Annotated in this window: 12 protein-coding genes; 10 read left to right on the top strand and 2 right to left on the bottom strand. The window is 66.3% G+C overall.

All coding sequences use genetic code 11. The annotated features are described in order from the left end of the window. Positions 1–67: 67 nt before the first annotated feature. The 3 genes from AB0E94_RS32380 (at position 68) to AB0E94_RS32370 (ending at position 6,476) form a co-directional block, all read left to right on the top strand. Positions 68–3,172: a type I restriction endonuclease gene (locus AB0E94_RS32380; RefSeq protein WP_360334108.1), complete on the top strand. Its 3,105-nt coding sequence runs from the start codon at positions 68–70 to the stop codon at positions 3,170–3,172. 85 nt (positions 3,173–3,257) lie between these two features. After that, complete coding sequence (locus AB0E94_RS32375) at positions 3,258–4,856, top strand: protein kinase (RefSeq protein ID WP_360334105.1); 1,599 nt, start codon at positions 3,258–3,260, stop codon at positions 4,854–4,856. Positions 4,857–5,099: 243 nt separating this feature from the next. After that, a complete protein-coding gene (locus AB0E94_RS32370) occupies positions 5,100–6,476 on the top strand; it encodes a helix-turn-helix transcriptional regulator (protein ID WP_360334102.1) in 1,377 nt (458 codons plus the stop codon). Here the strand turns inward: AB0E94_RS32370 and AB0E94_RS32365 are convergent. Continuing rightward, positions 6,473–7,036: an NUDIX hydrolase gene (locus AB0E94_RS32365; RefSeq protein ID WP_360334099.1), complete on the bottom strand. Its 564-nt coding sequence runs from the start codon at positions 7,034–7,036 to the stop codon at positions 6,473–6,475. The genes AB0E94_RS32370 and AB0E94_RS32365 overlap by 4 nt on opposite strands. 337 nt (positions 7,037–7,373) lie before the next feature. On the opposite strand from AB0E94_RS32365, the gene AB0E94_RS32360 reads away from it, so the two are divergent. From AB0E94_RS32360 to AB0E94_RS32330, 7 genes are all read left to right on the top strand, one after another. Next, on the top strand, positions 7,374–7,625 hold the full coding sequence (locus AB0E94_RS32360; RefSeq protein WP_360334098.1) for a hypothetical protein: 252 nt from the start codon (positions 7,374–7,376) through the stop codon (positions 7,623–7,625). After that, the gene (locus AB0E94_RS32355; protein ID WP_360334095.1) at positions 7,625–7,903 is read left to right on the top strand and encodes a hypothetical protein; all 279 of its coding nucleotides are present in this window, start codon (positions 7,625–7,627) and stop codon (positions 7,901–7,903) included. The genes AB0E94_RS32360 and AB0E94_RS32355 overlap by 1 nt, the downstream gene beginning before the upstream one ends. Positions 7,904–7,911: 8 nt before the next feature. Next, entirely contained in the window at positions 7,912–8,265 is a 354-nt protein-coding gene (locus AB0E94_RS32350; protein ID WP_360334092.1) for a hypothetical protein, read from the top strand. A 137-nt stretch (positions 8,266–8,402) separates the two neighbouring features. After that, positions 8,403–8,642 carry a DUF397 domain-containing protein gene (locus AB0E94_RS32345; protein ID WP_285556696.1) on the top strand — a complete coding sequence of 80 codons (240 nt, stop codon included), beginning with the start codon at positions 8,403–8,405 and terminating at the stop codon, positions 8,640–8,642. A 76-nt stretch (positions 8,643–8,718) separates the two neighbouring features. Then, positions 8,719–9,192 carry a hypothetical protein gene (locus tag AB0E94_RS32340; RefSeq protein ID WP_360334088.1) on the top strand — a complete coding sequence of 158 codons (474 nt, stop codon included), beginning with the start codon at positions 8,719–8,721 and terminating at the stop codon, positions 9,190–9,192. A 70-nt stretch (positions 9,193–9,262) separates the two neighbouring features. Next, a complete protein-coding gene (locus tag AB0E94_RS32335; protein ID WP_360334086.1) occupies positions 9,263–10,126 on the top strand; it encodes a cupin domain-containing protein in 864 nt (287 codons plus the stop codon). Between the two features lie 38 nt (positions 10,127–10,164). Beyond that, entirely contained in the window at positions 10,165–10,314 is a 150-nt protein-coding gene (locus AB0E94_RS32330; RefSeq protein ID WP_360334083.1) for a hypothetical protein, read from the top strand. 294 nt (positions 10,315–10,608) lie between these two features. On the opposite strand, the gene AB0E94_RS32325 is transcribed toward AB0E94_RS32330, so the two are convergent. Then, positions 10,609–11,616, bottom strand: coding sequence for a hypothetical protein (locus AB0E94_RS32325; RefSeq protein ID WP_360334081.1), 1,008 nt, complete (start codon positions 11,614–11,616; stop codon positions 10,609–10,611). Between the last annotated feature and the right edge of the window lie 264 nt (positions 11,617–11,880).

Genomic DNA, 11,880 nt, shown 5'->3' with positions numbered 1-11,880 from the left:
TCCCATTCATCACGAGTCAGCATTCGGTGATGCGATCGTTGCCTCCCTCGCCGCTGGTGGGTGGGAGGTGGGGAACAACACCGACTACCGGGCGGACGTCGGGCTCGACACCGGACGGCTGTTCGAGTTCATCGGCGATACCCAGGCCAAGGAGTGGGAGGACCTGGTCGCGTTCTATGGCGGTGACCGGGACGACGCCCAACGGGGCTTCGTCAAGCGACTCGACCAGGCGATCATCACTGACGGGCTGGTCGACGTTCTGCGCAAGGGCGTGAAGGATCATGGGGTTCGGATCTGGGTCGCGTACTTCAAGCCGTCGTTGGTGGAGTCGGACGCAATCCTGGACGACTACCGGAAGAACCGGCTCAGCGTGGTGCGCGAGTTGGCGTACGCGACCAAGCAGTCGGACCAGCGCAACCGGCTCGACCTCGCGTTGTTCCTCAACGGGATTCCGATCGCAACGGCCGAGTTGAAGAACCCGCTGACCGGGTCGGGTGTCGAGAATGCCAAGGAGCAGTACAAGACCGAGCGGGATCCGACCGAGCTGATTTTCATGCGGCGGGTCGTCGCGAATTTCGCGGTGGATCCCTACTTGGTGTTCGTAACCACCCAGTTGCGGGGGAGGGCGACCCGGTTCCTGCCGTTCAACACCGGTTCGGAGGGGCCGGGTCGGCCGGGTGGGCAGGGCAACCCGGCGGCCACCGAGTTCGGCAAGTACGCCACGTCGTACCTGTGGGAGGAGGTCTGGCAGCGGGATAACTGGCTTGATCTGCTGGAGCGCTTCGTCCACCTGCACAAGGAGAAGAGCGCGGACGGGCGTACCCGGAAGCGGTTGATCTTCCCGCGGTATCACCAGTGGCATGTGGTCAAGAAGTTGACGGCGCACGCGTCCCGGCACGGTGCCGGGAGCAACTACCTGGTGATGGCTTCGGCGGGTTCGGGTAAGTCAAACACGATCGCCTGGCTGGCGCACCGGCTGTCGTCGTTGCATGTGCCCACCGACGCCGCTGAAGTGGATCCGGACGCGCTGGCCGCCGGGTTGGAGCCCGGTGCGGCGGTCTTCGACAAGGTTTTGATCATCACCGACCGGCGGAACTTGGACGGCCAATTGCGGGAGACGGTCGGCAGCTTCGAGCAGACCGCCGGCTTGGTCGTGAAGATCGACGGGCAGCACGGGTCGAAGTCTGAGCAACTCGCCAAGGTGCTGTCGCAGGAGACTGGAAAGATCGTCACGGTCACGCTCCAATCGTTCCCGGCCTTGGAGGAATACCTACGGCGCAATCCGACCGAGATCCAGGGGCGCCGGTTCGCGATCGTGGTGGACGAGGCGCATTCGTCGCAGTCCGGTGACGCCGCCGGTTCGGTTCGGGCGGTGCTGCGCGATCTGGGCCTGGACGCCGACTCGGAGGAGCAGGGCGCGATTAGTGCGCCGGTATCCGACGTCGAGGCGCAGTTGAAGGCCAAGGCGCGTAGGCGGCAGCGGGCTGCGAACCTGTCGTACTTCGCGTTCACCGCGACACCGAAGGCCAAGACCCTGCAGGACTTCGGGACGCTCGGTGATGACGGGAAGTACCACCCGTTTCACACGTATTCGATGCGGCAGGCGATCGAGGAGGGGTTCATCCTCGATCCCCTGCGCAACTACGTCACCTACAACACCTACTGGCATTTGGTCAACGAGAACCCGGACGAGCGGAGAGTCGACGCGGCCAAGGCGAATCCGCTGCTGGCCCGGTACGCGCTGACCCACCCCTCCACCGTGGCCCAGCACGCGCAGATCATCGTCGAGCACTTCAAGGCGCACAGCGCCGGGCGGCTCGGCGGCCGGGCCAAGGCGATGGTGGTCACAGCGTCGCGGCACAGCGCTGTACAGATGTCCCGGTCGATCAAGGAGTACCTCAAGGACCGCAGCTACAACGACATCGGGGTGCTGGTGGCGTTCTCCGGGACGCTCAAGTACGACGACGATAAGGAGACCACCGAGGCCAAGGAGAACGACGGTCTACCCGAGTCAGGGTTGCCCAAGGCGTTCGCCTATACCCGGGCTGACGACAAGGCGACCCGGTCCGGTGGCGCTCGGCAGCCTGAATACCGGATCCTGGTGGTGGCGGAGAAGTATCAGACCGGCTTCGACCAGCCGCTGCTCACCACCATGTACGTCAACAAGAGGCTGCTGGGTATCGCCGCTGTGCAGACCCTGTCCCGGCTCAACCGCACTGCCGACCGCAAGGAGCAGTCCGACCTGGTGGTCCTGGACTTCGCGAATGAGGCTGAGGACATCAAGGACGCGTTCCTGCCGTACTACGAGGAGGCGGCGACGTTGCCGTCGGACCCCAATCTGTTGTTCGTGGCACAGAGCAGGGTGATGGCGGCGGACCTGCTCGTCGACTCAGAGATGCAGGAGTTCGTTACGGCTTACCTGGCCGCCGAGCGGCAGGCCGCCGGAAACACGAAGAAGTGGGAGAAGCTGCACGCCGAGCTGTACCGAAACCTGGACCCGGCGGTGCGCCGGTTCACCGAGCTGCTCGACAGCGACGACGAAGAAGACCAGGCCAGCGCCGAAGCTTTCCGCGCCAATCTCAACGACTACGTACGCAAGTACAGCTTCCTGTCGGGGATCGTCACCTACACGGACGCCGAACTGGAGCGCCTATACCTGTACGGGCGGCACCTGCTCAACGTGCTACCGCGCCGGGATGACGGCGGCGTGGATATCGGCGAGGTCGATCTAAGCCACCTGCGGGTGGAACACACTGGCGATCATGACATCCGCTTGAGCCCCGACGGCGATAGCGTGCTGAAGGGTTTCGGCGAGGGCCCAAGCGGTGCCCAGGAGCCGGAGAAGTCATTGCTGTCAGAGCTCATCGACCGGTTCAACGAGAAGCATGGCACCGAGTTCACCGAGCAGGACGTCATCAAGCCGTTCAACGAGGCGATCGACCACCCTCGGGTGCGTCAGGCCGCAGTCGTCAACGACGAGGAGAATTTCGGCCACGTCTTCGACCCAATCTTCGAGGACAAGATGATGGACCACTTCGACACCATGGCCGAGAAGGGCCGCAAGTACTTCGACCCGCAGGAGAACTACCGAAGCTCGCTCAACCGCAGTGCCCGCAGCGCCGCCTGGCGGATGATCCGCCGTCAGGAGGGAGTGGAGGACGACGCAGCCTGATGTCCGGAGCCCGCCAGCCTGGACGGGTCAACATCTACAAGGGACACTGTCGGCCGGAAGTGGCAACCGAAACGCGGGGTGACGGGTGCAGGCAGTACCTATCGGCGGCCGATACGAACTGGTCGACGAAATCGACGCCGGCGGCATGGGAGAGGTCTGGCGCGGCTACGACGGCGTACTCGACCGCGAGGTCGCCATCAAGCGGATCCGCCCCGACGTCATCGTCTCGGCCGAGCAGGCCGAGGAGTTCGCCAAGCGCTTCCGCCGCGAGGCGCGGGTCACCGCCCGTATCCAGCACCACGGAGTCCCCCAGGTCTACGACGCGGTGCTCGACAGCGCGTACGACCGGCTCTACCTGGTCATGGAGTACGTCCGCGGTACCTCGTTGCGCGCCTACATCAACCCAGCTCGACCGCTGCCGATCGAATGGGCGGCGGCCATCACGGCTCAGATTTGCACCGTTCTGTCGCACGCGCACGCTATCCCCGTCGTGCACCGCGACCTGAAACCCGACAACGTCCTGGTGGCCGCCGGCGGAGAAATCAAGGTTCTCGACTTCGGGATCGCCGCCATCCTGCGTACCGACGTCACCCGACTCACGGCGACCGGCAGCCTCCTCGGCACTCACCGCTACATGTCGCCGGAACAGATCCAGGGCGGCCAGATCAGCCCGCAGAGCGACCTGTACGCCCTCGGCTGCATGCTGCACGAACTACTCACCGGCCGAACTATGTTCGACGGCGGCAACGAGTTCGAGCTTCTCCGCCAGCACATGGAACAGGCGCCGCAGCCGCTGCGCCAGATCCGCGCTGACGTTCCCGAGGCGCTGGAGGCGCTGGTTCTCGACCTCACCGCCAAACGGCCCGAACAGCGCCCTCACGATGCGTATGACGTCTACGACCGATTGTTCCCGCTTCTGCCCGTGGCGGGTTCACGCCCGCCCGCGCCCGGCCAGGCGCCGCCCGGCGTCCCCGACCCCACGCTGCTCTACCGCCAGCCCAACGCACCCCGGCCTCGGCCTGAGCCGCAGCCGGCAACCGTTACTGACCACCCGGGCGCTTCTGCGCAGCCCGGCCAGGTGGCCACCGACCTTCGCGGAGCAATCAAGGATGCGATTGCACGCTCCGACAGCTTGCTCGAAGGGGAACGATTCGCGCAGGCTGCCGAGGAGTTGCAGCAGGTCATCGAACCCGCCGCGGCAGCTCTGGGCATCGAGAGCCGACGGGTCCTCGAGCTCCGCCAACGTCGGGCCGCGATCTTAATCATCGGCGGCGACTACCGGACCGCCCTGCCGGAATTCGACGCACTGTACGACGCCTTCGTCCGCACCGCTGGCCCCACCAGCCGCGCTGCGCTCGACTGCCGGCGCCAAGCGGCACACTGCCGGGCCGAACTCGGCGAGACCACTCTCGCCATCCAGCAATTCCGGCAGGTCCTCACCCATGTCCGAGCCCGAGAGGGAGACGTCTCCGAGGAAGCGGTGGACCTACGACGCAACATCGCGATGCTGCTATTGGCCGAGGGCGATCGTGAACAGGCTAGGGCTGAGCTGATCTCGCTGTACGAGAACCTCGAGGTGCTACACGGTCCCGATCACGAGGAGGCCAGAGAGATCGCCGACCTTCTTGAACGGCTTCGGCGTACGGGCGGCGATCCTGGACAAGCTCAGCGCGGGCTTGGTTAGGAGGGTTTCAGCAGGCTTGATCCGGATGTCGGACGGCGTCGGAACGAGTACTGGAGCGTCAGAGGTGACGGGTCACCTTCGGCATTCGCCACGAAGTCGGCCAGCGGCCCGCCGGTCTTGTCCGTTGAACTCGTCCTGCTGGTCTATCCAGTACTACACGGGCTCAGGAAACGTCCGCCTGAGGGCTATGGTGTCCGGTGATGCCCAGTTCCGAGGCGTTCAGCTAGTCGTTGGGGGTGGCCAATGCCACGGCGGACTGTTGTTTCCCATCCCGACTTCGGCCGCAGGCTCAAGGAACTGCGTGAACAGCACAGATTGTCATTGCGCCGGCTCGGCGGGATGATCCATTGTTCGCACGGCCACCTGTGGGATCTCGAATCGGGGATCAAACGACCAAGCGTTTCCGTCGCGATTTTGCTTGATCAGGCACTCGAAGCAGGCGGTCAGTTGTCCGCCATGGTGTCCGAGGTGTCAGCCGACACCGATACCCGGCCCGTCGCGGTCGAATCATCGGTGGTGACCATGCCGTCCGGGCTAGAGTTCGCGCCGGACTGGCGGCACGGCATAGATGTCGCTGTTGATCTTTGGCGAGGCGATATGCAGCGGCGGAACCTTCTTCGGCAGGTGGGCTTCAGCGCGACGGCCTTCCTGCCTGCGGCGATGCGATGGTTGATGTCGTCGCTCGACGAGCGCCCAGCCGGCAACGGTGAGCGTCTGATCGGTGCCGCCGACGTCGAGACCGTGCGCCGGATGACCTCGACGTACCGGACGCTGGACAACCAGTTCGGCGGCGGCCACATCCGCGACAGCTTGGTCCGGTTCCTCAACGCCGACGTCACCGAGTTGATCAACGGCCGCTACGACGCGGCGACCGGACGCCAGTTGCTGTCCGCGGTCGCGGAGACGACCCAGCTCGCGGGCTGGGCTTCGTACGACGCCGGGATGCACGGGCTGGCCCAGCGATACCTGATCCAAGCTCTACGCCTGGCGGCAGGCGCCGGTGACCGGGCGCTCGGAGCTGAAATCTTGGCGGCGATGAGCCATCAGGCCGCGTTCCTGCGGGCCTCCGGCGAAGCGGTGGACCTGGCCAAGGCCGCCAGCCGCGCAGCGGCCGAGGCGGGCATCGCCGCGATCGAGGCGGAATCAGCCGTCCTCGAAGCTCAAGGTCATGCCATTGGCGGCAACGAGAAGGCCTGCGCAGCCGCACTGAACAGGGCCGAGGCGATCTTCGACAAGGCTGACCGGACCAGCGAGCCTCAGTGGATCGGCTACTTCGACGAGTCCTACCTGGCGGCCAAGTTCGGCCACTGCTTCACCGCACTCGGGCGGGGCGATATCGCGACACGGTTCGCTACCCGGTCGCTGGACATGGACGGCCGACAGTACGCGCGGGGACGGCAGTTCAACCTCGTACTGCTCGCCGTGGCACATGCGCAGAACGGCGAGCCGGAGGAAGCCGCACGTGTCGGTGTCGAGGCGGTCGAAGCATCGGAGGGGCTGTATTCGTCACGTGCCCGCGACTACCTGACCGACCTCGCTGATCGCCTCTCCAAGCATGTCGGACTACCTGCGGTGCAGGACTTCGCCGCGCGGGCCCGGCCGGTCCTGGCCAGCGCCTAGAGTTTGCCGGTCGCCTTGCGCAGCAGCAGGGCGAGCAGTCCGGAGACCGAGCCGGCACCGACGATGGTGCCGTTGTCGATGTGCTGCTGGATCTCGTCGATCGGGATCCAGCCAAGGCGCTCGGCTTCGTTGATGTCCGGGGCCGCGCCGGTGAAGTCGGCGCCGCGGGCGAGGTAGACGATGTTCTCCTGGTCGATGGTGCCGACCATCGGCTGGAAGCTGATCAGTTTCTCGATGCTGCGTGGCCGCCAGCCGGTCTCTTCCTCGACTTCGCGGGCGGCGCAGGTCATGGAGTCCTCGGCCGGGTCGAGGTAGCCGCCGGGCAGTTCCCAGACCCAGCGGTCGACGATGAAGCGGTGCCGCCACATCATCAGCACGCGTTCGTCGTCGTCGAGCACGATGACCATCGCCGCGGCCGGGATCCGCAGGACGTACTGCTCGAAGCGGACGCCGTCGGGTAGCTCCACCTCCGCGATGCTCAGCACCGCCCGGCGGGTGTCATCGACGACGCGCTCGCCGTGGATGGTCCATTCACTGGCTCGCTTCGGCTCAACGCTCATGAGCGCACAGTAGCCGTACGCCATCCGGGTTGTACTCCGACACCTGCCGCGTCGGCTGACAGCGGCTGACGCCTGTCGCCTTCATTTCCGGGTCACCGGACCGCCACGCTGTGACCGAAACACCTGGTGAACAGCAGCGAAGCCCACGGCGACCACCGCACCACGCCGGCCGCCACCCCTGAATCGAGACCGGGCACGCGGTCCCGCCACACCACAACAAACCTGTGGGCCAGCGGACCACCGTGACAGTACGTCGCAGTTCGGCGTGCCCTCGACATCACGGAAGGCAGGACATGGCGACGACCACGAATCACCTCGTTCGCGGAGGTGAATCCCAGTGGTGGCGATAGCGGCGTCAAGCGCGCTCCTGGTGGGGTTCCTCGCGGGCCTGATCAGTTTCAAGGTCAAGAGCCGGTGGTGCCCGCACTGCGGCGCGATGACCACCGCCGACCTGCCCGCGGCTACCACTCCGCCGCCCACGCCGAGCGCACCGAGTTGGTCGGCGCTGCCGACGCAGTCCTACAACCAGGTCGGGCGAGCCGGAGCACTCACCCCGGCCCAGCGGCGCCGCGCGAACGGCGGCCATTGATGCTGGTCCCGAGGACGCCACACCAGCCCGACCGGCCGACGTGGGACTGCCTGGCCTGCGGTGAGCCGTGGCCGTGCGCACCCGGCAAGGTCGAACTGGCCGAACAGGGCGCGGTGCATCGCCGATCGCTGCGGCTCTACCTGGAGTCCTGCGCGATCGACATGATCGACGACCGCGCTGACGGGCATCGCGCCAGCGGCCGTGACGACGCGATCTACGACCGAATCCTCGGTTGGTTCGACGCTCACGAGACTGCATCGACCGACCGGGCGGCCTGAGGATGATCATGAGGCACTACCCGCCCGCAGTCCTCGTCCACCTGCCCGAGTGCATGGAGGGGGCTGCGCTCCCGGCGGTCATGGCGTCTGTCCTGAAGACCGGCTTCTACAGCCACCGCTTCCACTTCTGCTTCGCCGAGGCAGGCTACGACCTCGCAGCCGTCACGGCCACGCACGTCATCCACGACGGCATCGTCCCGATGGTCACCGTCGAACGTCTCGACTACCGGCCACATCGCTACGTCCCCAGCGACGACCAGCCAGCCGACGCCCTACATCTCCGTTGCCGCGTCTGCTACGGCACCCACGGCGAGGACCAGCCGACGCATCACGTAGTCGGAAGCGAAAGCACCTCCCCGTGAACGCCGAGCGATCGATTTCTCGGCCCTTCAGACGCCCGGTCCGGTCGCCTTCCCTGCGAAAGACGACGACCAGACCGGGGCGAATGCACCACCCGCGAGGACGGACCTCGTGGCGCACACGCAAAGGAGAGCATGCCATGGACACCGACGACCTGTACTCGGTCGAGGTCCCGGAAACGGCGTTCCGCACGCCGTGCGGCGGCAACATCGGCGGCAGCCTGGAGTCCTGCGTCTCGTTCGCGGACATCCCCGGCGAGCCCGGCGCCTACGCCATCCGCGACACCAAGCTCGGTGCGGCCAGCCCGACCCTGCGCTTCAGCGCGGCGGAGATGACCGACTTCGTCACCGCCATCACCGGGCCGGGCGACAACGCCTGATCCGCAAGCCCAGTTCACACCGGGTGGGCCGCCCTCCGGCGGCCCACCGCAGCTGACAACAGATTGAGGAAGCGGGATGGCCCTCGGGCACTGGCACGGGTACCTCTGGACCGGATCGAGCAAGGATCTGAAGGACGAATCGCTGCGCCGACCCGGTGTGCCCGGCACACCCGCGACCCAGGAATTCCTCCGATCGTCACTGCCTCCGATGCGGCTCGGCCACTACCTGTTACGCCGCAGCGCCGCCTCAGCTGATCTCACCTGGACCGGCGTCGACGAAGCCATCGACTGGATGGCCGCCACCTACAAGCGTCACCCGCCTATAGACGGCGATGTCGGGTTCCCCGCTGTTGACGGTGCCGCACCGCTGGCCAGCGATGTCGGACTGGACGCACGAAAGGTGACCTCCCGTGACGGGTTGGTCAACGGCGTGGATGCCTACTGGCAGTACTACATCAACCCGAACGGCGGAGTCGTCGCGTACGCGGCCATCTGCTGTCCGCACACGCATCTGCCCGACATCCCATGCCCGCTCCCGCCTCGCCCCTGACCACTTCCACCCCGCGGAGGACGATGTGTCCCTCAGGATGCTGTTCGATCAAGCGACGTACCAGGACATGATGACGACTTGGCCGACCGAGCCCGCAGTTCACGACCTGCCCGACGGCAGTCACCTGCCGGCCATCGTCAACGCGAAACTGCTCAACACCTACCTCGACACCGGCTGCGCGCCCGCCGACGAGATCAACGTCGTCAAGGATGGCGCCGCCCGGCACCCGCGCGCGTACGCGACCGCCAGCAAGCTCGACCCCGCACGGATCGCGATGTGGCGCGAGCGCGGCTACAGCTTCCAGATCCGCAACCTGGACCGCTGGTACCCGCCGCTGCACGCCATGTGCCGAGCCATCCAGCAAGAGACCGGCTACGGCTGCTACGTCACCGCGTTCGTCACTCCCGCCGGTGCCCAGGGCCTCGACTACCACTGGGACCAGAACATCGGCATCGTCTACCAAGCCGCAGGCTGCAAGACCTGGCAGATCTGGCGGCCGGTCGTCGACGAACCGCATCGCGGCTACAAGGCATCTAATACTCAGCCGCTCGGCGAACTGGTCGAGCAGCTCAAGGCCGATGGCCCCGACCTGGAGATCGAGCTCAAACCGGGACAGGTCCTCGTGCTCCCGCGCGGCTGGGTCCACAACCCGCACGCCCTCGACCAGACCGAGGACAGCGTCCACCTGACCTTCGTGATCCGCGAACGCACCGGCTTCTGGATCGGCGAGAAGCTGGCCAAGGCCGCCATCGAGTCGACCTCGCTGCGACGCGTGATCGCGCCGGCGGACTTCGTCGGCGAAGACGCGCTCGCCGCACAGATCGATCAGGCCCGGAGCACCCTCGTCGACTGGATCGGCAAGGTCGATAGCCAGGCGTTCGCCGCCGAACTGCTCGACACCGCCCGAAGCGAACTCGAACCCGACTACATCTGACGGCCGACAAGAGCACCCGGCTCGGCGGGAACTTCCCCGTGGCTCCCGCCGAGCCGGGTTCCACCGTCGAGTCGCCGGATCCTGTGTGGGAGGTTCCCGCGGTCACAAGGCTCGACCTCGAACTTCTGGTCATCGATGAAAGTCCAGCTATCGACTATCTGAAGATGCTGGCAGGCTGGCATCTGTGACAAGACCATCCGATCAACCCGGCAGCGGCGAGAGTGGTCCGCCCGCGGCGGCCCTCGCGCGCCGGGAGAACGCGGAAGCGCTGGCGTCCGAGTTGCGCGACCTCTCGGCATCGGTGTGGCCGATGCGGTCGCGGGGTGCGGCGTCGTCGTACGTGGCGTTCGTCGAGGACGAGGCCCCGCTGGCGGATCTCGTGGTGGTGCTGTGGGACATCGCGCGCTCAAGGCCGTTTCCGCCGGAGGTGACGGTGCAAGCCGGTCTCGCGGGTGTGGTGGTGCTGGTTCATGGGCCGGATTTCAGTCTGGCCGGTCGTTCGGGTGGTCCGGTGCTGGTACTGACGGATCGGATTCGTGGGGTGCTGCGGATAGATCGTGATCCGAGCTGGCATCAGGAACTGTCGATCCTGATCGGCGAGTTGATCGCGGTGGGGCAGGGTTCGGAGCCGTTCGACGAGTCGGTGGTGCCTCCGCCTCCGCAGATGCCGTGGCACCGGGACCGGTGACCGACTTCTCGCGAACTCCATCGGCAGGTTTCTCGTCGGGTTCCCGGTCGCGGGCGGCCAGGTAATTCACGAAACGGGCCTTGGCGCGCTGGCGTTGCTTGTAGGCGGTTTCCAGGCTCATGTCCAACTGGTCGGCGGCGTCCTTCACGCTGACGTGGTCGAAGCCGGTGATGGTGAGCAGCTTGACGTCCCGCTCGGCCAGCGGCCGTCCATCGGCGGCGAGCGCAGCTAGAAATTCGTGGAAGAGGCCGATGAGGTCCTCGTCGGGCGTGCCGTCGGCCACAGGTTCGGCTATGGCTGCGGGCGGCCGGCGTTTTCGGGGATTCCGGGCCCGTTTGGACGGCCGGGCCTGTTGGCCCTTGGCGTAGGTGACGCCGCTCTCGATCAGCTTCATGCCGAGGTTCGTCGCGCGGACGTCGATGGTCGCCATCCGTTTCAGGAAGCCATGGATGAGGTCGTGGTCAATGTCGTCGGTGTCGTCACGGTGGACCAGGATGACGCGCTTGCGGGAGCGGCGCAGGCCGCGGGCGGCGAGGCTGATCGCAAGAAGCCGGTATGGCTCGGCAGCCCCGGGCCGGCGGGCGCCGGTGATGACAGCGGCCCAGATCTTGTCCCGCTGGGGATAGTCGGCGTCTTCGAGCAGGAACCGCAGGAGCATGCGGGGCCGCATGTCCTTGGGCGGCAGACCGGGAGCGAGATGATCGGCCGGGATGGTCCAGTTGAGCATCGCGAAGCGGTCCTCGAACCAGTCGAACAGCGGACCGTACCGAGCTTCTACGCCGTCCCGGTTGCCCGGCAGCACGAGCGGAGTGAGATCGCGTAGGCCCAGCTCAGCGCTGCGTGCAAGTGGTGTCGATCGGTTCGGCTGCACCACCAACCCCCGTCGCCGGTGTGATCGCTCGAAAAATCTTGTCGCCCTGGTGTCCAGAACGGCGTCGAGCCGCCCCTTTCTCCTGTAGCAAGCCCGCGCTCTCTTGCTTGCGTGCCGCCGTCGCTGTCCTCACCGGGCTGCGGCGGCTGCTTCGTTCATCCCCTGTTCCGCTGCCGCGGGGCAGGTTCGTCGTCT

Source organism: Actinoplanes sp. NPDC026670, assembly GCF_040638175.1.
Taxonomy (GTDB): domain Bacteria; phylum Actinomycetota; class Actinomycetes; order Mycobacteriales; family Micromonosporaceae; genus Actinoplanes.
This window is presented reverse-complemented; position numbering and strand designations above follow the sequence as displayed.